Source organism: Aquirufa sp. A-Brett2-W8 (assembly GCF_054558755.1).
Genome location: NZ_JBPXKS010000008.1, coordinates 151,966 through 173,335, shown reverse-complemented (window position 1 = coordinate 173,335; position 21,370 = coordinate 151,966). Strand labels below are relative to the sequence as shown.

The following is a 21,370-nucleotide window of genomic DNA, read 5'->3' as shown; positions in this document are numbered from 1 at the left end:
AGTATAGAGGTTTATATTCTGACAATAATAGAAAAAATTATGCATTCGGCAAATTGTCTTATTTTTGTGCATGAGTAAAACGCATTTTATTAAGGACAGTGACATCGAATGGGAAATCATCGATGAATCGTGCAAGCGAAAAGTAATGGCCCATAATGACGGCCTTATGATCGTTAAAGTGCATTTCAAAAAAGGTGGTATTGGAGCGATTCACAGACATATTCATTCCCAAGGTTCGTATGTAGAAAGCGGAGTCTTTGAGGTGATGATAGGCGATGAAAAAAAAATCTTACAACAAGGTGACGTTTTCTTTATTCCTCCTTCTATTGATCACGGCGTTATTGCCTTAGAAGAAGGCATTTTAGTGGATTCGTTCAATCCTATGCGCGCAGATTTTATCATATGAGAATCATCGTAATCGGTGGCGGAGCCGCTGGATTTTTTGCTGCTATATCTGCCAAAGAGCATAATCCCGAGGCCGAAGTTACCATCCTGGAGAAAACCTCCAAGTTTTTAGGGAAGGTGAAAATATCCGGAGGCGGTCGTTGCAATGTGACTAACGCTACGTTTAATTCACGGATTTTGTCAGAGAGCTACCCCCGTGGGGAGAAATTTCTACGTAAGGCTTTTGAAGTCTTTAATGCTTCTTCCATGGTCGAATGGCTAGAGAGTAGAGGCGTAGCCTTAAAAACCTACCATGACAATTGCATCTTTCCGCTCTCGAATGATTCACAAACTATCATCGATTGTTTTCTCTCTGAAGCTAGACGTTTGCATATTATTCTGCATTTAAGTCAATCGGTGGATGAGATTAAGCCCACAGCGAAAGGCTTCCGCATCCATTGTCGCGATACGGAATACGACGCAGACCGAGTGATTGTAACAACAGGTGGTCAACCTAAGATGTCTGGATTGCTTTGGCTAGAAGAGGTAGGACATCAAATCATTCCACCAGTCCCTTCTTTATTCACCTTTAATATGCCAAAGGAACCGATTCGGGACTTAATGGGCATCGTGGTAGAGAAAGCACGTGTACGAATAGAGGGCCAAAAACTCATCGGCCAAGGACCTCTTTTAGTCACACATTGGGGTATGAGCGGACCAGCGATTTTGCAATTATCAGCCTGGGGAGCCCGGATTTTGGCAGAAAAAGAATACCGTTGTGCCATCCTGGTAAATTGGTTAGACGATATGAAAGAAGACGAATTACGCGGGCAAATTAGCCTAACGATAAAGGAGCATGGGGGAAAGATGGTGGTGAATTTGAACCCTTTTGCGATGCCGAATCGGCTTTGGGCTTACTTACTAGAGAAAAACGAAATCAAGACCAGCCTCCGCTGGAATGAATTAGGCGGAAAAGCACTCAATAAACTCATTAACACCTTGATTAACGACCGCTATGTGGTAGAAGGAAAAACAACCTTTAAAGAGGAATTTGTCACGGCTGGAGGGGTTAATCTTCAAGATATCAACGTCCAAACTATGGAAAGCAAAAAATGTCCAGGACTATTTTTCGCTGGGGAGGTAATGGATATCGATGGTATTACAGGAGGTTTTAACTTCCAATCGGCTTGGACAACTGGGTTCATTGCCGGTAAAAGTGCTAGTTCGCCAGCATCTCCCGAATAATCTTCAAGTGATGTTCCGTGTGAATAAACAAAAACGGAATGGCCTCCTTCTTTTTCAAATCCCCAAAAAACGGATGTGTAAAATAATGACCGGCTCCCACTTGTTCTAATTCATCTAATCGTTGACCACAAAGTGCAATATGAGCGTGCAATGTCTCCTGAGTAATTTCTCCTGGTGTAACTAATTTGGGTGCCCCCACTTTTCCCCTAGGAATAACTCCACGCCATAAAACAACATATTTCAAAGGCTTGAATTGCCAGGTATACTTGGCAGGATCTGAGCGTTTAACTCCCTCAATAACAGAGCTTATAACTAACAAATCATGTTCGATTTGCCAGCCCACGGTAGAGGCTGAAATCGCATCATTCCTGACTTCAAGTTGCGGAATGTAGCTTTCTAATTCGTCTAATTGCTTACGTAACTTTTGCATAGGGCAATTTACTAATTTTCTCTGTTTTATAATATCCGGAAATGCCTAGGGATGTTAAGATTTTAGCTTTGGCCAAATCCAAAAAGCCATCCTCCTCCTGGATTTCCGCCGGAATGTACGCTGCTTGCAAAGATCCAATCACCAGAAAGGTTCCATTCAATTCGATGGGCATCACCTGCTCAAATTTCAGCACATACTGTACGGGAGATTCCGCCACGAATGGCGCTTTCCATCCTTCGCGATATTCCTCTGTTAGACCTGTCATCTCGAATTCCGAAACCCCTTCTGGATACTTCGCACTGGTTTGATGCGCTTGATTGCACATCGATTCCGTCACCAAATTTACCGTGTAAAAACCCGTTTCTTGGATATTTTGCAAGGTATGTGGCGCTGCTTCTAATGGCCGATTAATGAAACCAATCAATGCCGGATCAGCTCCTAAATGAATAATATTACTAAATATGGCTAGGTTTGAAATGCCTTTCCCGTTCACCGTTCCGATGAGAGACAAACTCTTAAAACCACTGAGAGTATTGATAAAATTCGCGCGTGTAAAGCGATCCCAAGATTGAATTTCAGCAATTGAATACGTTGATTTCATAAGTTTTAAACCTGATTTTAGTCATTATTGTTTCAAACGTGATGAATGTCACCTTTGTGCCATTGGCGAAGAGGTACATTTAATGAAATTAAAAAGATAGCCATGAAAACACAAACGATTTTTGTTGAAAACATCAAGTGTGCAGGATGTATGACCAGCATTAAGCATGCTTTATTAAAAATTAAGGGTATTGCAAAAGTAGAGATTAATCAAGACGAGGAAAAGATCAGCCTACTGGGTAATAAGTATGAGTTAAGCGAGGTCATTGATTCGTTAAATCGGATGGGATATCCACAAAAAGGAGACAATACCTTATTCAAACAGGCGAAGTCCTATGTTAGCTGTGCGATAGGAAAAATGAGCTGAAAATAAATAGGCCCTTCTCACGAAGGGCCAATTTTATTATCGAGCGATTAAGCTGTAGAGCTCCGCATCTTGCTGCGGTTTCACTTCGCAGGTAGTATTAAAGTGCATCGTAGCTGTATTTGCCGTATCGAACGTAGGCCAAGCTGGGAGTCCTTTGTGACCAGGGTTACCCGTTTTAGCAAAGTTAATCCAGGAGGAGCTCATCCGATCCGCTAAGACATAAGCCTCTTTTCCGCCTCCTGTCATTTCCTCGCAACGCGCGATGTTATTGAAACAGAAAGGTAGTTCCATGCAATGGAAAGCTTTGTATTTACCATCCATCACGGGCGATTGCCATGTCATTAAGTACATGTAAACCGGAGCCGCTTTCAAGGCAGATTTCTCTTTCGCCTGAACCACTGCACCTGGACGGAACATCACATCCACATCCATTAAATCAGATGGCTTCGTATCATTCGGGTAGGCTTTCTTTACCGCCGCTTTGAAGGCCTCCGCCTTCTCGCCATAGGTTCTTTTGATATACGCATCCACTTGTTCCGCCGTCGCATCAGACATTCCTGTCATGATCGAAGGCATGAATTCGTTCTTCCCCGTCCCGATTAACAAAGGAACGTCTTTTGACAATTCGAATGCCTCCTTAGAAAATAATTGGTAAGGCAATAGGTCGCCGTCCACAGACGGACCCCAGCTGAGGCCAAAACCAACGACTGGTTTTCCTGCTGCTTTCATTTGGGCAGCGATGGTTGCTAAGGCTTTCTTTCCCGCGTTTGCTAAAACTGGGTATGGGATCGATTGTAAGCTATCTACTTTAGCAGCTGGGATATTCAATGCTTTCAAGACTTCGACAGTGATGCTTTGAGTCGTTGCTTTGTCTAACATGTTTGCGCGGAAAGAGCCACTTTGGTTGATCGCTTTGCTAAATAAACCTTTCGCTGAAGGCATCGCCATCAAAGTATTTACCTTCGCACCACCACCGGATTGACCGAAGACGGTAACGTTTTTCACATCACCTCCGAAAGAGCCGATGTTTTCCTTTACCCATTCCAAAGCTGCACGCATATCCAATACGCTATTATTTGCCGAGTATTTATACTTATCGCCGTAAGCCGATAAATCTAAATAACCCGTGATGTTCAAGCGGTGTGAGATGGAAACAACAACAACGTCGCCTTTTTTGGCCAAATTCTCCCCATCATACGAGGGCAATTCCACGGATGAGCCTGAAGTAAATCCACCACCGTGAATCCAAAACATAACCGGACGCTTCTTGCCATCATTGATGCCAGGCGTCCACACGTTAATACGCATGCAATCCTCATTCGTAAAACCCCAGTTGTGGTTGAATACGAATTCTGATTCGTCTTGAATCTGCGTTGTTTCGTCAATTAAAGGCGAAACGGGGCCATAAGACATAGAAGAACGAACGCCTGCCCAAGGTTTTGGCTTGTGTGGCGCCTCGAAGCGAGCTGCTTCCGCGTAAGGAATTCCCTTATAGGTATAAATGCCGCTGTGGACATATCCACGTACTTTACCAGCATCCGTCGCGACAATAGCCACGTCTTTACCGGTGGTAATTTGTGCTTTCAAGCCTATGGAGGCAAGAATCAGTGCACAGGCAAATGTCAATTTTTTCATCGGTCTAGTTTTTATACTGTTTATCTAAGAACTCATAACGTGCGTCATCCGTAGCCTTGATTGCTTTAGATTCTACATCAATCACCATCAAACCTGGTTCCTTATCTTGTGGAGCTGCTGATGGCCAGTTTGCCAAAGTTCCTCCGTTCGGATTTCCCGTCTTAATGAAGTTCGCGAAATAAGTGAACATCGTTTTGGAAACCGTATAATCATCTGCTGAGAAAGCGTAATCCTTAATCAAGTGCAAGTTGCCCATGCAATATTCGATCTCACAAGCGTGAGGTGCTCCTACGGCTGGACGAGGCTTAGGGGCATTTGGATTCGCTTTTACGGTTCCTCCGGCTAAACCAGATGTTACTGATTTATCTACTAGAGGAGCTCTGTGGCGAGCATATAAATAACGGTAAACGGGTTGATTCGAATTCTTGCGATGTAAATCAAACCATTTCCAAGTACTGTAGGAGATAAAACGATCTGCCGCTAAAGCCGTAGCCGAACGCTCGATCACATCTTCTGAACCCGATGGATATAATTTCAAGACCGTTTCTTGATCAGCTGGATAGACTTCCTTCACCTTCGCTACATAGTTTTCCTCCGTATACGATTTTCCTTGCATAAAGGCCGATCCTGGCATTTCAGCTGAGTTCCAACCTAATAGAAGCGGAACCATGGATTGTTGTTTCGCATTGAATAATTCAGGTAAGGTTTTTGGCAAGAAATAGCCATCCACCACCGTAGAGAAACTCATCGTACGCGTCTCTTGAGCAATCTCAAATAATTCGCGAGAAGACATGGCACGTAAATCTTTCAAGGATTTAGCTCCTGCCTTTTCTGCAAAAGCTACGCCCGTTTTCTCGGCTTGTGCTAAAGGTACAGGGGACATGGTCGGATTAATTCCAGCACCACTTTCTCCGATCGCTCCGGCGATTAAGCCCTTTGATAGAGGTGAAGCCATTTGGACAGATACCGAAGCAGAACCTGCTGATTCCCCTGCGATGGTCACTTTAGAGGCGTCCCCTCCGAAGGCAGCGATATTCTTTTTCACCCATTGCAAGGCTAAATTTTGGTCTAAATAACCATAATTTCCTGACGCTTTATATGATGCCTCCGCTGATAATTCAGGATGCGAGAAGAAACCGAAAAGGCCTAAACGGTAATTCACCGTTAAGACTACGATGCCTTGCTTAGACATGGCTTCTCCATCATAACGTGGCTCGGACGCATCCCCTGCAAATAATCCGCCGCCATAGAAGTAAACTAAGACCGGCAAGTTTTTCGTATTACGCTTCGCTGGTGACCAAATATTTAGATATAAACAGTCTTCGCTCAATCCCGCAGAACGAGATCCCATATCACCGAAAACAATCGCCTGAATAGGACGCGGTCCAAAGGCTTTCGTTTTCTTCACTCCAGACCAAGGTTCAGCTGGAACGGGTGCCTTCCAACGCAAATCCCCTACCGGTGGCTTAGCGAATGGAACACCAAAATAGGTTTGAATTCCGGTTTGGGTATTATAATCGCCCTCGATGATTCCTGACTCGATTTTCGCCTGAACGGCCATCTTAAAATCAGTTTGAGCAAATGCGCTAGACGCAATAAAGCCTAGCAGGCAAGTAAGTTGCCAGATTCTTTTCATGTTAAAGTTTTTAAATAGGTTTATTGTCAATAATTGATACAATAATAAAACATTCTATTGGGAAGTCCTATTTCAATTCTCCTTAATGAGAAGTCGAGATTTCAGCTCCCCCGTTTTTTCGTTAACGCACTGAAGTATATAGAGGCCAGATTTCAATGATTGTGTTTCCAGTTCTATTTCATTTTCCATTTTCGTGACCTGATTTATTCGTCCCAGCATATCGCTTATTCGAATTGCATGAGAACCAGGTGCTTCAATTCTCAATTTTTCCCTAAATGGGTTAGGATAAACCTTTAAAGCACTATACTCCTCCACCCCTAACGGAATGTCCTCTACGAGTTCAGCCACTTTAATAGAATTGATTTGAATAGAACCAGTGGTTAACCCGAGATCAAAAGTCAAGCGAGCATTCGCATCGAAGGGCTCATTCATGGTGAAGACAAAGGTGAATTCCTTTTCTACACTTTCTAAAGTCAACGAATTATAGGAACTATAGGCATTATATGGCGCAGAGGCGCGACCCATATAGGCTGTAATGTTATTGGGTTTATCGGCCAAAATCTTCATCGTCACCAGGTATCGTTTTCGATAGGTAAGCGGAAACCCCGATCGCGCTAATTGGATATGCCAGCCCGTTCCTGTGACGCTATTCCTATTCACTTTAATACCCGCACCTTCCGCATTCATTACGGCAGTTGCACCTGAATTCAGGTTCAAATTCCAGCCAGCGATTCCTGATAAATCGTACAGGCTTTTCGTAGGAAGTACTTTAGCGGCAGGCATCGGATTTTTAAGCAGCGCATCTACTAAAGCCGTTTTATAGGTATTTGTCATAGGATTATAAATGCCAAAACCCGCCGAAAACTCCCAATACGCCCAACTCAAACCTTGCGATTCAAACCAACGCGCTAAAAAATTCGTCCATTGAGCCCTACTCTCCATATCTGCCTTTTCATACGCCCCAAACTCCCCCACGTGCAAAGGCATATTTTTATCTTTCGCCCATTTAATCGCATAAGCAAAATCCGCGATGATTTGTTCCCGCTCCCAAGTCAAATTCTCCCATTTCGTACCCAAGTACTTATCTTTATTTCCTGCCCAATCTGCTCCTTGGTGGGTAAAATTAAAGGGGTCATAATAATGAACGCTTAAGATTAAATTAGGGTCATTCGGAAGCACTAAATCCTTCACGCCAGCCAGACCACCGTACGAAGCAGTTCCCACTAGCACCTTTCTAGTCGGATTTGTCTTTCTAATTTCTGCCAAAGCCTCCGCAAAATACCCATTCCAAAGAGCTGGAGTCAGTGCATCATGCGGCTCATTTAATACTTCAAACAATAAGTGATCATCATAGCCCTTAAAGTAGGTGGCTATCTGCGTCCATTGGCTCAGAAAACGAGGCTTCACCGCCCCCGGATTCACAAAGATCTCGTCATGGTGATGCATGTTAATGATCACATACATGTTCTTAGAAATAGCCAAATCGACCACTGATTTAACCCGAGCTAAAAAGGCTGGATTCACCGTGTAGGGCGCAGTAAGCTGGGTTCGCTCTGCCACATCCCAGCGAATAGGCATTCGAATGTGCTTAAAACCTTGCTCAGCGATTTTGGAAATATACTCTTCCTTAAACGGATTCCCCCAGGCTGTTTCACTGGGTGCCTCGAACATATTACCTAAGTTAATTCCTCTGCCTAGATCCTGTGCTGGCAAATAGAAACTACATAAAAGTACTACTAGGAGTTTCTTCATTTACTGTACAAATCCCAAAATAGACGAGGCTACCTTTCCAGGCACCTCCTCCATAGGCACGTGGCCCACGTTTTTATAAACCTCGGCTTTACTACCTTGGATATCCTTCAAGAAATTCTCCACGTTATTTACCCCAATAACGTTATCGTGGTCACCCCACAAAATTAAGGTAGGTGTTTTGATTTCTTTAATTCTTTCAAGTTTGCCACCTTTAAAGGACCCTTTGAAAATTTGAAGAGCTACTTCTCTATTCCCCTCCCGAATAGCAACGTCGTGAAAACGTTCCACTTGCGCATCCGTCACACGAGCTTGATCAAAATAAATTGTTTCAAGGCTCTTGCGCACTAAAGCTTTTGGTGTGGCATACAATAGTAAATTATTAATCACTGGAGTCGAGGCAAGCATAAATCCAAGTGAACCACTCTCCCCTTTCTTCGGATAAGCAGCGGCATCAATCAAGATCATTTTAGCTAGGCGAGATGGATTATGTAGCGCATAATTCCAAGAGATCGCACCGCCCATTGAATTCCCCGCTAAAATGAATCGCTTAATTTTTAGCCGAGTAGCAAAGGAATCAATGAACTTCGAATAATAGGGGAAGTTATACTGGTTCTCTGGAGACGGTCCAGTTAAGGCAAAACCTGGTAAATCAAGACTAATCACACGTCTATGGGGCTTCAATGCGATAACCACACTATCCCACGTATTCAAAGACGACGACATCCCGTGCAATAAAATCAAGGGCAAGGTATCTGTTGCGACACCCTCATCCCGGTAATGCACCTTCATGCCTAGAATGGGCATGAATTTCGAATCTTGGTTAGCATACAAGGGAATTAACTCTCCTACCGGTCTGTCTTTTTCACAAACTAAAACTAAAAGGATAACAATAAGGGCGATAAAGCCCCCTAAAATCTTAGCGATTGTTTTCATATAATTGATTAAATACTACTTTAAATGTACTGTGTGTTTGGCCTCTAAAGGTAACTTCTGGGCCGTAAACGAATAAATTCCCCTTGCCTACTTTTGCTTGGAAAGCAGCTACGCCATCTTGCAAATAAGCCTGGCCAAAAGCCCAACCACTGCGCAAAGTCTTCTCTGTGGCAAACCAAGCAAGTGGCGTCAGCACACCGTGCGAAATAGACTCAGGTGATAATTTAAATACCGGGCTAGCTGCAAAGATGACATCTGCTTTAGGCGCCATTCCCCAGTTCGCTGGCATACTTTGATCCACCGTCACTTGCATTACACTACCTGGAATGTAGAATTTCTCCCCCGGCAAGTTACGTTCTTTTCCTGCCACCATCTCTACTAAAGCATTCTTTACTGGTAAATTTAGGTGATAAGCCAAATTCGCACTCGAACCAATCGTGATAACATCTCCACCCTCTTCTAAGAAAGCACGTAACGCAGGAACCGATTTTGCGACCGTAATTTTACCCATCGTTTCGTGGAATTCCGCTGGAATATCTGCCTCTACCGGCTCTTTCTCATCCCACTCATTAGCCGGCTCAGGTCGTAAGCCAGGAATGGCTCCTTTGACAAAAATCAAGACATCAAATTTTGAACGCAAGCCCCCTTTATCGATCTCTTTCGCATATACTAACTTAAAGTCAAAGTGATGCTGTTCTAAAATCCAACGCAACCAACCTGAAGGCATCGATCCACCATACGTGTCCCAAAGACCCACTCTTTTCGTTCCCACTTTAGCCGATACCGTTACAGGTAAACTAGCTAGTGCCTGCGTTTTCACCGATGCTTTCGCTAGAATTTCCGCTGCAACCACACTGTGCTTCACATAAAAAGCCGACGCATTTTTCGACACTTCTACCCCCGCCTTTAATAGGTCATTCAATAAAGTAAATGACGCATTATCTGAAGTGGAGAAAGAATAATAAGCTCCTGTTGCAAACACCGGTTTAGGCTTTTGTAATTCGCCGTAAGGAACTGTTTCGAAAGGTCCATTTACGTCTTCCAAAATCCGATCGAACTGGATGCCCATCGTATAAGCAGGCGTCCAGCCAGCGGCATCATAAGGACGAACCGGAGGTCCTCCTGGGTATTGAAAGTCATTCGGGTGATCTTGTGGTTCGAACATATCGATTACGTGCGGACGGAAAGCTTGATTTGTTTTGACGATATAAGATCCAGCTGGATAGCCTTTCCCATTCACCTCGAACGCTTTCGATGCATTCTCCACGCGAATTCCACTCTTAATCAAGATGTTGATAAAGGCGATAGCAGAAGTTGTTTGATCAGCCGTAATAATGTAGGCACGAGCATCCCGAGTTTTCGGATTTTTATAGACCAAAGCGAACAAGCTATCCGATTTGTTCCGGTAATTTCCTCCAGAAACCTCCGCTAGTTTCTCCACTTTATTAGGCGACATTGTCCAGTAATCTTGCGAACCTAAGTCAATCGATTTCTTACCCATTTTGTAGATGTTCATTAACACCTCTTCCCGGTAGCGCGTCGCGTAATTTAAGACCGCATAATTCAAGGAAAGCGAGTAATCGATCGAGTTCTTGAAGAACCATTTCCGAGGTGTGATCGGGAATGGCGTGGCTGAATTAGGAATCAAACGGCTCGGAACTAAAGGTATATTATCCGGTGTCGGATCTCCGATGATTTCTGTCAATAAACCAATGATATTGTGGTAATAGGCCGTGGTACGTAAGCCACCATTCCACCAAGTCGAATAGACCGAACCTGATTTCATCGTATAACCCGGCTTACCTTCTGCGTTCAAGCGAGAGCTCATCGCCGCACCTAAGGCATCGATTCCAGTGATTAATAAAGGATCATAGACGTAATTAAAAGGGTCACGGTACGGAGGGCCGGCCACGACCGTTCCTGCTGGACCTGTTTGGTGGTGATTGTAGAGGATTTGAGGCATCCACTCGGTGTATTGCTGGCGAGCCATATTCGTAGACTCGCTCATATTCATCATGTAGAAATCGCGATTATTGTCGTGACCAATGTATTTTTCGTATAAACGTGGCAAATTATCTGTGGAGCGTTTCAGCGTATCTGCCTTGCGCATATACCAGTTCGAAACAAGTTCTTGCCCATCCGGATTCGCGTGCACGAAAAGGATGATGGTGTTTTGGAGAATACGTTTTGTTTCTTCGTCGGTTCTCGTTGTGAATTGGTAAATCGATTCGATCCATTGATGTATTCCCACCGTTTCTGTGGCGTGCAAACCGCCGTCGATCCAGACGATGGCTTTTCCTTCTTTAGCCAAAGTCTTAGCCTCCAGCTCACTCAAGCCTTCCGCCCGCGCCAAACGCTGCGAAATAGCCTTGTATTTTGCCAAATTCTTAATATTCGCCGGATCCGACACGATGACCATGTACTGGTTTCGGCCTTCTTCCGTCAGTCCGATCGACTGCAATTTCACGCGATTAGAAGACGCTGCCACCTTCTTTAGGTAGGCTTCCGTCTGAGTGAACGTCGCTAAATGGTAATTATCGCCTATGTTAAACCCAAAATGCGATTTAGGACTAGGCACCTGCGCGCTTAAGTTAAACGACGCGAATAATAAAATGAGTAAGATTTTTTTCATAGTTGAATCAGGTAAGCTTTAAAGATAGAAATATAGAAATTAATTTTTAGCTTCGTAGCTGAAAATTTACTGAACTATGTATAAAAAAATATCCTTTATTGGCCTGATTGCGATGGCCGCACTAAGCACGATGTCTTTAACAAAGGCGCCTGCAGTAACAGAAGAGCCCGCTGAGGTGAATTATACTAAATATTGTGCGTCTTGCCACGGGGAAAAAGTGGAAGCCTTCGTGGACCGCAAATGGAAACACGGAGATAAAAAATCTGACATTTTAGCCAGCATCACGAACGGTTATCCAGAACTAGGGATGCCTACCTGGAAAGAAGTTTTGACTCCGAAAGAAATCGAAAAACTAGCGGATTTAATCGTTGAAAATTTAGCTGGTGTGGAGCAATACAAGTTCGCGAACAAACCTACTTCGAATATATTCAAGTCAGACGGCATGACGATTGCCTTGGATACGATCGTGACGGGATTGGATAGCCCTTGGGGATTTGTTCAGTTGCCTTCGAACGATTATTTAATTTCAGATCGCGCAGGTGTATTGTATCACGTAGATCAAAAACGTAACAAAACTGCCATCACTGGAACGCCTTCGGTGTATGCGCAAGGTCAAGGTGGTTTATTAGATATCGCCCTTCATCCTCAGTTTGAAAAGAATGGCTGGGTTTATTTATCTTATTCCAAATTTAAAGTGGAGGACGGTTCTAAAATGAACACGACCGCCATCGTTCGCGGAAAAATCAAGGATAATAAGTGGGTAGAATCGCAAGAAATATTCGAAGCGAAGCCATACACAAAAACATCTTTACACTTTGGGTCGCGTATCACCTTTGATAAACAAGGTCACATTTTCTTCTCTGTGGGAGAACGCGGAATGGAGAAAGTATTCCCACAAAAATTAGATAGCGATAATGGAAAGATTCACCGCTTAAATGACGACGGAACAGTTCCAGCGGATAATCCATTCAAGAATTCTGATCATCCAAGCATCTATTCCTATGGACAGCGTAACCCACAAGGTTTGACGACGAATCCGTGGACGGGGGATATTTGGGAGACGGAACACGGTCCTCGTGGTGGTGATGAAATTAACATTATTCAGGCAGGTAAAAACTATGGCTGGCCGGTAATCACGTATGGTATTAATTACGATGGGAAACCGATTTCGGCTATTTCCAAAAAAGAAGGCATGGAACAACCTGTCTCCTATTTCATCCCTTCCATCGCGCCATCTGGTTTGACTTTTGTGACGGGGGATAAATACCCAGCTTGGAAAGGTAACTTGATGATCGGCTCTTTACGTTTCAATTATTTGAACCGCGTCGAAGTGAAGAATAACAAAGTCGTGAAGCAAGAAAAGGTCTTATTAAACGTGGGCCGTATGCGCAACGTGGAGCAAGGCCGCGATGGGTATTTGTATATAGGGGTGGAGAATCCGGGGATGGTATTTAGACTAAAACCTACGGTTTTAAAATAATAGAGCATAAAGCATAAAGAATAAAGTAGATTAGAAATTAGAGAGTATAGAGAGGAGATGCTTTTTTAAAAATCACTATCCCATCAAAAAAAGGGCTTCGGCCCTTTTTTTGATTCCAACTTTATGCTTTGTGCTTTATTCTTTGTGCTTTTAAATAAGCACCGTTCATCATTTTCTGCTTTCTACAGCAACTTTTTTATGGGAACTTTGCCCCATGAAATTAATTGCCTTACTACTAATTTGTTCTATTACGGTTTTTGGCCAAAATTCCTTACACCTTCGTCTGCAGGATTCCAATCAAGAGGCGCTGCCATTTGCAACGGTTCTTTTAAAGAAAACAGCTGATTCTAGCCTCGTGAAGGGGATGAATACGGATGAAAATGGGGAATTAACTGTTTCTAAATTACCGCTCGGAAAATTTACCTTAACTATTCAATCGACAGGTTTTAAGCCTTCGAAAATATCCTTGGATGATATTTTGTCGGATTCCAAAATCGAATTGGGGACCATCACCTTGTTCCCTTTAAGCACCGAATTAGCGGAAGTGAAAGTGACGGCAACTAAACCGTTTATCGAAAAGAAGCTCGATAAAACGATCGTCAACGTGGAAAACTCAGCGATGGCAGCGGGAAACACGACGATGGAATTATTAGAGCGTTCGCCAGGTGTGATTGTGGACAAAGATGGCAACATATCCCTTCGAGGAAAATCTGGGGCCATGATCATGATTGATGGAAAAATCTCCTATTTGACAGGGGCAGATTTAGCGAACTATTTGAAGAATTTACCGGCTGACCAGGTCTCTCGATTAGAGATAATGGCAAATCCGTCTTCCAGATATGATGCGGCTGGTACGGGAGGCCTCATTAACATCAAACTGAAAAAGAATTCAAACATCGGTTTAAATGGTTCAGCCAATGCGACTTTAGCGCAAGGAACCTACCTTCGTGAAAGTGTGGGGGTTAATTTGAATTACCGAAAGAATGGCTGGAATTGGTTTGGAAATGGGTCATTAGTGGACAGAACTACCTTAGAGCGTAATAATTTAACGCGTTATTTCCGAGCCCAAAATGAAGTTTGGGAGAATGGTTATGCGTTTAAAAACGAGAACCAAACGACACAATTAAAAGGGGGTGTGGATTGGTATTATTCGAAAAAGACGACGCTTGGAATTTTGGCCTCTGGAAATATTAATCAGTATACTCTTAATAATGGCCTAAATCAAACCATTCAATATACGAGTGCTGGAGCGGCTTTGACACGGCTAAATACCTATAATAATGTGGGAAATCCGAGTCACAATTATGCCGCTAATTTCAATTTTAAGCATGCCTATGATAGCACTGGGCGGGAATTAACGATTGACCTAGATTATGCGCGTTTCGAGGATAATAGCGGATCTAACTTACGCTCACAGTTTCAGCGCGGTGATTTTACCGCCTTGCGCTCAGATTCTCTTCTTTTAAATAATGCCAAATCCTTCGTGGATCAATATTCCTTCAAACTCGATTATGTCCTACCCTCCTTCTTGAAATCTAAATGGGGAACAGGTTTGAAATCATCTTATGTGAAAACAGATAACGATTTACGCTTCCAGGGCAAGAATGAGGGGGCACCTGCTTATACTTTTTTAACAGGCCAAAGCAATCACTTCGTCTATACCGAGCAAATTCACGCCGCTTACCTAAACACGGAACGCGCCATCGGCAAATTTAGTTACCAAATCGGTTTGCGTGGCGAGTGGACTTTGGCAGATGGATTATCGCAGGCTTATACCGCGAACTCGAAAGATTCCACTTTCCACCGCGATTATGCACAGCTTTTTCCGAGTGCCTTTTTTCAGTATGATCTTTCCAAAAACCATAGCCTCGGCTTTAATTATTCGCGTCGCATCGACCGCCCAAGCTATGGGGATTTAAATCCATTCGTTTTCTTTTTGGACAATTATACCTTCAAAGTGGGTAATCCGTTGTTAACTCCCCAGTTAACAAACTCCATTGAATTCAGCCACACCTATATGGGCGCTTTTAGCACAACTTTGGGCTATAGTCATACCACTAATGTGATTACAGAGATCTTAAAACAAGACACACAGGCTAGGAAATCGTACCAGACGACAGCAAACATGGCGGAGCGAACGAACTATAGCCTTGGATTCTCCTTACCAATTCCGATTGCCAAATGGTGGTCCAGCAACACCGATATTTATTTCAACCGCAACGAACTAGTAGGAAAAGTCGAAAATGCAAACCTGAGTCCAGCTAATAATCAGTTCTATTTTAACACGAACCACATCTTTACCTTGCCTAAAGAATATCGCTTCGAAATCGGGGGAAATTATTTCTCTGGAGGATTAGAAAGTGCTTTTATTTTTGGGTCAGGTGGATCTCTTAATTTAGGTATTCAAAAAACGGTGCTTAACAAACGAGGCGTCATCCGCCTAAATGCACAAGACGTTCTTTATACGTCTAATCCAGATGTATTCATCAAATACGGCGACCTGGATATCGTAGTCAAACCGCGCCCTGATTCCCGTGTAGTCCGTATAAACTTCACCTACCGCTTTGGCAATATGGCGATCAAAGGGGCGAGGGTGAGATCGACGGGGTTGGATGCGGAGAAGAGTAGGGTTAAATCGAAATAATAACGCACTGAGAATATGGCTACTAAAATTGATCTGCGCTATAATTTTGTGATTTACATTTAATCAAACTCTCTAGGATTACTCCGACATCTCCTCTCTCTACTCTATAATCTCTACTCTATTCTTTGTGCTCTATGCTCTACGAAGACGAGATAGAATTGGATGATTAAAAATCATCCAATTCTATCTCGTCTTCGTTCACCTTCCTTCTCTCCCTCGCATCCTTCATCTTCTTGCTCTCAAATTTGTAGCTGAAACCGATGTAATAAATGCGGGTTTCCTTCTTGCGTTCGAGGTCGTTGACTAGGCCAAAAGGTCGAGAATCGTAGATGGTTTTTTGGGTATTAAAAATGTCGTTCACACGTGCATTGATGGAAAGCCGACCAAGATCCTTTTTCAATCCTAAATCTACTGTATAATAGGGATTGATTATTCCTAAAGGATTGATTTGAGTGGATTGATAGATACCGGAGATTTGGGCAGACCAATTATCTTTCCATTTAAATTGCTGATTTAATCGCGAGTTCCAATTCCAGCGATTTAGGGATACCTCGGTATTATTAATCAAGCCTTGTAAATCGGTTTGAAATAGGGAGGAGCTTAGCGTGATTTTATAGGCTTTCGTAATGGATAGAGTAGTTAGATTCTCTAATCCCCAGGCACGGGATTTGGAGATATTCTCATAGCGAGTCAAGGTGGTATCGCCTCCAAGAAAGGTTCTCACCCGGCCTACTAGCCCCGTAATTTCGCGGTAAAATAAAGAATTAGAAACCGATATAGTTTTAAAGTCTTTTACATGTGAAAGTTCAAAAAGGATTGCCTTTTCAGGCTTCAAAGATGGATTCCCTGAATTCAAATTAAGCGGATCGGCATACGAAATAAATGGATTCAATGACTTATAACTAGGGCGTGAAATACGCGATGAAAGGGCTAATGAGATCGATTCCGAGGTTGAGAAAGGATGCGAAAGAGAAAACGAGGGAAACCAATTCACATAGTTTTGCTGCACATCACCAGAAATTTCGGTGGCCTCAGCCCTCAAACCTGCATCTAAATTAAACAAGGCACTTTTATGGGAATATGAAACATAGGCTGCCTGAATGTGCTCTTCGTAGGTTAAGCCATTAGACCGCTTATTGTCGCGCTCATAAATTCCCTCCTTTTGCTTTTCATACAAAAACGAATTTTCGAAAAAACGGGAATTAAAACGGAAACCATACTCGAAGGAAGTCAATTTAGAAATCGATTTAGTCCAATCACCTTGTAAAAGAAAGGTAGCGTTCGAGCTGGACGCAGAGGATCGTTCGAATCGTTCTGGGATATTGGGATTAGGCGTGTCAAAATCCCCGTAATAATAGTGTTGAAAGAAATCATTTGCATCTGAACCCTGGTTTTGGATCCATAAAAAATCAATCTTCCCGTTTGCGCTGGGACTATAGGAGAGATTCAAATCGAAGCCCCTATCTTTTCCCTTTTTATCTGCATCTCTAGCATAAAAACGATCCGCGGCATAGGCAAATTCACTCTGATTGTAGCGAACCTCGGAATTATGATCCGATGAAAGTCGACCAATTAAGGAAATCCCAATACTGCGGTCTTTACTAATCGTGTAAACCGAGTTCAATCGGATGGATTGATTGTAATCACGATTGATTTCGTTAGTGGTTTGGGTGATTTGAGAAAAGCCAAAAGCACTCGGATTCTCGCGGTAAAGTAACTGGTAATTGTTGCGGGTGTTTTGGCGTAAATTCAAATCTACTAAATGGGTCCAGCGTTTAAATCCTTTAGCATAGGTGGCAGAAAAGGCATATTTATCGTTCGTCCCTACATTTGAATTAATGCGTAGCGATTCCGTTTTAGACCCTTTTTTCAAGATAATATTTAGGATTCCGGAACTACCTTCTGAGGGATATTTTGCCCCTGGATTCGAGATAATTTCAATTCGATCAATCTGATCAGCGGGATATAAATTTAGGGCATTCGCACGCGAGGAACTCAAAATTCCGGCTGGTTTTCCATCAAAATAAATAGTCAAATTTTGATTCCCCCGATACGTCACGTTTCCATCACTGGTCACATAAATGGAAGGAATATTACCCAAAACGTCAAATAGATTCCCGCCTAAATTCGTCAAATTCGCTCCTACCTGGTATACCTTTTTAGAGGGATCACTTGTGATCTCTGAGCGAATTCCTTGCACGCGCACTTCCTGCAATGCTTTATTTCGCAACGTGTCTTTTTGTGCAAAAACGTAGAACGGGAATAAAAGAAAGAGAAACTTATGCATCTAAGTCAAGGGATCCGGACTCATTTTCTTTGGAAAAATAAAAGACCCTTAATTGTGCAATTCCTCGCTGATAATCGACTTTCACGACCTGCACCTTATGGATGGGATAGCCTGTACGCTCTGATAAATCTTTTAACAAATCCACGCGCTCAGCAGGTTTAATCAAGCCGAGATTATCGTAGTTCAAGGTTTGGAAATTCTCATGTGTTAATTGCAAGGTTCGACCTAATAAAAAAGTCATCGCGACTAAGACCGAATTCGCAATCAAAAGCATCTCTAAATTCACTAAGGAGGCTAAAGAATTAATGATTCCGAGCGTCACCACTAAGAAAAAATACCCCATTTCGCCGATCGGAACGGTGACCGTACGGTAGCGAAACATCGAAAACAAAGCAAATAATCCAAAGGCAAAACCAAATTTCAAATCCGCCTCCGCTAACAAATAGCAAAGCACAAAAAGAATGGTATTAAATAAGAAAAAAGTGAAAACGAAGTCGTTATTTCGGTATTTCGGATAATAGATGAAACGCACCACGATGAAAGTAAAAATCAAATTTAGGGCGTACCGAAGTAGGAAGTTTTCTAGCATTTATTCTTATTTATCTTCAAATATAACCATTTCAGCTTATCTGCCCTACATACCGTTTCATCATTTTAATAGCTATTTTCATCTATTACTGATAATAATCATTTATTTTACAAGTTAAAATTGCCAAATTGCACACTGTAACCCTAAATAGAATGGAAAACAAAATTAAAAGACACGAATTCTTAAAGTCTCTAGGTCTAAAAGGCGCCTCCCTTTTAGCCGTTTATTGTGGAGCTTCCGCTCTTTCCTCTTGTTCCAATGAGTCTGTAACTCCTGCCAACAGCGCTGATTTTACTTTAGATCTGAACAACGCGACCTACAGTAAATTAAACACGGTCGGAAATTATGTGATTGCTAATGGAATTGTCATCGCTCGTGTTTCGAGTACGGCATTTGCGGCGGTAACTCAAGTTTGTTCGCATGAAAATAAGGCGAATGTCATTTACAGCGGTGGCGGTTTTTATTGCACGCAACACGGAGCTACTTTCACCACGGCAGGAGTGGGAACAAACGCTAATGGAAGCAAAGGAATTAAAGCCTATCAAACAGCTTTGTCAGGTACTACACTTCGAATTTATTCCTAATGAAAAAATTACTCTTTCTGCTTTTTTTTAGCACGCCGTTATTTGCCCAGAATGATCTATTAGACATGCTCGAAAAAGAGGATGCGAAAAAGACGACTTTCACTCAGGCTACTTTCAAGGGTACCCGATTGATTAACGGCCAAACCGTGGAAACTCTCGCTAAGCAGCACTTGAATTTTTGGATTTCACATCGTTTCGGCTCTGTGAATTCAGGTTTTATTGATAACTTTTTTGGTTTAGATGAGGCCAAAATTCGTTTAGGTGTCGAATATTCCCTGACAGATCGAATCCTAATCGGTGCGGGTCGTTCGACCATCGAAAAAACCTACGACCTGTATGCTAAATACAAAGTGCTGGCGCAATCTAATAAGATGCCCGTGACCGCAACCTTGTATGGAGGCATGGCCACGAACACGATGCCGAGCGGCTACACGACTTCGAGCGGAAATGTGATGCGTTACCAAAATAATTTGCAACGTCAATCCTATTTTGGTCAACTTCTTATCGCCCGTAAAATTAGTGATAAACTTTCTTTGCAATTGATGCCCACCGTTTTGCACAACAATAAATCAGAATCCATTTATCTAGACAATAACCTGCTTTCCATGGGTTTCGGAGGTCGTTATAAATTGACTAATCGCTTCAGTGTCTCTGCAGAATACTATAAAAATATCGTCGATAAAGAAGATTACGAGGAGGGTGCTGGCGTGCCTTATCCTTACCAAGATTCCTTTTCGGTAGGTGTAGATATCGAAACGGGTGGACACGTTTTTCAATTACACATGACGAATTCGAGAGGCATGACAGAAAAACATTTTATAGGCCAAACCCTAGGTACCTGGGGCGCCGGCGACATATTTTATGGCTTTAACGTGGCCAGAACCTTCAGCTTAGAACCCAAGAAAAAGAAATGAAAAATACCCTACTTTTAGCGCTATTATTTGTTGGATTTCAATCCAAAGCACAATTATTCATGACTACCACAGGAGAGGTTTCTTTCTTTTCCAAAACTCCGATCGAAGACATCGATGCCGTCAATAAAACCGTTTCCAGTATCATCAATACGGCGACGAATGAAGTAGCGGTCCAAATGCGCATCACTAATTTTGTGTTCCCTAATAAATTAATGCAGGAACACTTTAATGAGAATTATTTAGAAAGCGAAAAATTCCCTTCGGCCACTTTCAAAGGAAAAATCAAAGAAGCCATCGATTTAACCGTAGCAGGCACCTACCCCATCACCGCATCCGGAACTGCGACGATTCATGGAGTCACACGTCCCATCGATTTGAAAGGAACGATCATATCAACTGGTACCAGTCTAGCGTTAACATGTGCGTTTGAAGTAAAATTAGTGGATTATAAAGTGGACATCCCGAAAATTGTTTTTGCGAAAATCGCTGAGGTGATCAAGGTTTCTAGCAAAATCAATTATACCAAAAAATGAAATACATCGGGCTAGTTTGCAGTATGGTACTATTCTTATCGTGCTTAAATGACAAGAATACTCCTTTGGCTGATCTACCCATCGCCGTAGACTCCACGACCGTTATTATTCCTAGTGTACCAGCTGTTAATTGCAGCCCAGACACCGTTTACTTTCAGCAATCAGTATTGCCACTGATCACGTCAAATTGTGCGATGAGCGGTTGCCACGATGCGATATCCCATAAAGAAGGGGTCAATTTAACCGATTATACAAATATCAGAAAAGAGGTTAGTACTTCTAATCCTACTTCAAGTGAATTATATAAATGCCTGAATGAAACAGGGGACGAACGGATGCCACCTGCACCTTCTGCCGAGTTCAGTCTCACACAAAAATCACTCCTGCTCAAATGGATTCAACAAGGAGCAAAAAACAATACCTGCTCTAATACAGCAACTTGTGATACGGTAAATGTAACCTTTAGCGCATCCGTTTTGCCTGTTCTAAAAACCTATTGTGTAGGTTGCCACAGCGCAGCAAGTCCATCCGCAGGCATAGATTTATCCACTTATGCCGCCGTCAAAGTCTACGCAGCGAATGGCCGACTTATGGGTTCGATTACCCATGCCATCGGTTATAAACCCATGCCTTCCAGCACGTCTAAACTAGGTGCCTGCGAAATCAATCAGATCAAAGCCTGGGTTACCAAGGGAACATTGAACAATTAATTTTTCGTAAATTGA

18 protein-coding genes are annotated in these 21,370 nt (G+C 42.7%); 9 read left to right on the top strand and 9 right to left on the bottom strand.

What is annotated here, in order from left to right; genetic code table 11:
* Positions 1-70 precede the first annotated feature (70 nt).
* Together ACST13_RS09500 and ACST13_RS09495 are read left to right on the top strand one after the other, a co-directional pair.
* Positions 71-406: a cupin domain-containing protein gene (locus ACST13_RS09500; RefSeq protein WP_459522957.1), complete on the top strand. Its 336-nt coding sequence runs from the start codon at positions 71-73 to the stop codon at positions 404-406.
* Positions 403-1,629, top strand: coding sequence for a BaiN/RdsA family NAD(P)/FAD-dependent oxidoreductase (locus tag ACST13_RS09495; protein ID WP_459522956.1), 1,227 nt, complete (start codon positions 403-405; stop codon positions 1,627-1,629). Before ACST13_RS09500 ends, ACST13_RS09495 begins: the two co-directional genes overlap by 4 nt.
* Here ACST13_RS09495 and ACST13_RS09490 read toward each other — a convergent pair.
* Positions 1,604-2,059 carry a DinB family protein gene (locus ACST13_RS09490; protein WP_459522955.1) on the bottom strand — a complete coding sequence of 152 codons (456 nt, stop codon included), beginning with the start codon at positions 2,057-2,059 and terminating at the stop codon, positions 1,604-1,606. The two genes, ACST13_RS09495 and ACST13_RS09490, sit on opposite strands and share 26 nt — an antisense overlap.
* Entirely contained in the window at positions 2,043-2,660 is a 618-nt protein-coding gene (locus ACST13_RS09485) for a flavin reductase family protein (protein ID WP_459522954.1), read from the bottom strand. The genes ACST13_RS09490 and ACST13_RS09485 overlap by 17 nt, the downstream gene beginning before the upstream one ends.
* A gap of 102 nt (positions 2,661-2,762) precedes the next feature.
* Here ACST13_RS09485 and ACST13_RS09480 point away from each other — a divergent pair, with 102 nt between their 5' ends.
* Complete coding sequence (locus ACST13_RS09480) at positions 2,763-3,026, top strand: heavy-metal-associated domain-containing protein (RefSeq protein ID WP_459522953.1); 264 nt, start codon at positions 2,763-2,765, stop codon at positions 3,024-3,026.
* 36 nt (positions 3,027-3,062) lie between these two features.
* On the opposite strand, the gene ACST13_RS09475 is transcribed toward ACST13_RS09480, so the two are convergent.
* The 5 genes from ACST13_RS09475 to ACST13_RS09455 all read right to left on the bottom strand — a co-directional run bounded on the left by ACST13_RS09475 (position 3,063) and on the right by ACST13_RS09455 (position 11,614).
* Positions 3,063-4,661 (bottom strand): carboxylesterase/lipase family protein, encoded by a 1,599-nt coding sequence (locus tag ACST13_RS09475; protein WP_459522952.1) that lies wholly within the window; start codon positions 4,659-4,661, stop codon positions 3,063-3,065.
* A 4-nt stretch (positions 4,662-4,665) separates the two neighbouring features.
* Positions 4,666-6,297 carry a carboxylesterase/lipase family protein gene (locus ACST13_RS09470; RefSeq protein WP_459522951.1) on the bottom strand — a complete coding sequence of 544 codons (1,632 nt, stop codon included), beginning with the start codon at positions 6,295-6,297 and terminating at the stop codon, positions 4,666-4,668.
* A 72-nt stretch (positions 6,298-6,369) separates the two neighbouring features.
* Positions 6,370-8,049 (bottom strand): cellulase family glycosylhydrolase, encoded by a 1,680-nt coding sequence (locus ACST13_RS09465; RefSeq protein ID WP_459522950.1) that lies wholly within the window; start codon positions 8,047-8,049, stop codon positions 6,370-6,372.
* On the bottom strand, positions 8,050-8,982 hold the full coding sequence (locus tag ACST13_RS09460) for an alpha/beta fold hydrolase (RefSeq protein WP_459522949.1): 933 nt from the start codon (positions 8,980-8,982) through the stop codon (positions 8,050-8,052). It lies immediately after the preceding gene.
* Entirely contained in the window at positions 8,966-11,614 is a 2,649-nt protein-coding gene (locus tag ACST13_RS09455; protein WP_459522948.1) for a M14 family metallopeptidase, read from the bottom strand. Before ACST13_RS09455 ends, ACST13_RS09460 begins: the two co-directional genes overlap by 17 nt.
* A 76-nt stretch (positions 11,615-11,690) precedes the next feature.
* Between ACST13_RS09455 and ACST13_RS09450 the strand changes: the two genes are divergently transcribed.
* Complete coding sequence (locus ACST13_RS09450; RefSeq protein WP_459522947.1) at positions 11,691-13,094, top strand: PQQ-dependent sugar dehydrogenase; 1,404 nt, start codon at positions 11,691-11,693, stop codon at positions 13,092-13,094.
* Positions 13,095-13,308: 214 nt separating this feature from the next.
* A complete protein-coding gene (locus ACST13_RS09445) occupies positions 13,309-15,738 on the top strand; it encodes a TonB-dependent receptor domain-containing protein (protein ID WP_459522946.1) in 2,430 nt (809 codons plus the stop codon).
* A 166-nt stretch (positions 15,739-15,904) separates the two neighbouring features.
* On the opposite strand, the gene ACST13_RS09440 is transcribed toward ACST13_RS09445, so the two are convergent.
* On the bottom strand, positions 15,905-18,025 hold the full coding sequence (locus tag ACST13_RS09440) for a TonB-dependent receptor domain-containing protein (RefSeq protein ID WP_459522945.1): 2,121 nt from the start codon (positions 18,023-18,025) through the stop codon (positions 15,905-15,907).
* The gene (locus ACST13_RS09435; RefSeq protein WP_459522944.1) at positions 18,018-18,614 is read right to left on the bottom strand and encodes a DUF4956 domain-containing protein; all 597 of its coding nucleotides are present in this window, start codon (positions 18,612-18,614) and stop codon (positions 18,018-18,020) included. Before ACST13_RS09435 ends, ACST13_RS09440 begins: the two co-directional genes overlap by 8 nt.
* Positions 18,615-18,766: 152 nt before the next feature.
* Between ACST13_RS09435 and ACST13_RS09430 the strand changes: the two genes are divergently transcribed.
* From ACST13_RS09430 to ACST13_RS09415, 4 genes are read left to right on the top strand one after another with little or no spacing between them, the layout of a single operon-like run.
* Entirely contained in the window at positions 18,767-19,198 is a 432-nt protein-coding gene (locus ACST13_RS09430; protein ID WP_459522943.1) for a Rieske 2Fe-2S domain-containing protein, read from the top strand.
* Complete coding sequence (locus ACST13_RS09425) at positions 19,198-20,112, top strand: DUF5777 family beta-barrel protein (RefSeq protein ID WP_459522942.1); 915 nt, start codon at positions 19,198-19,200, stop codon at positions 20,110-20,112. The genes ACST13_RS09430 and ACST13_RS09425 overlap by 1 nt, the downstream gene beginning before the upstream one ends.
* Positions 20,109-20,645, top strand: coding sequence for a YceI family protein (locus ACST13_RS09420; RefSeq protein WP_459522941.1), 537 nt, complete (start codon positions 20,109-20,111; stop codon positions 20,643-20,645). Before ACST13_RS09425 ends, ACST13_RS09420 begins: the two co-directional genes overlap by 4 nt.
* Positions 20,642-21,355, top strand: coding sequence for a c-type cytochrome domain-containing protein (locus ACST13_RS09415; RefSeq protein WP_459522940.1), 714 nt, complete (start codon positions 20,642-20,644; stop codon positions 21,353-21,355). Before ACST13_RS09420 ends, ACST13_RS09415 begins: the two co-directional genes overlap by 4 nt.
* Positions 21,356-21,370 lie beyond the last annotated feature (15 nt).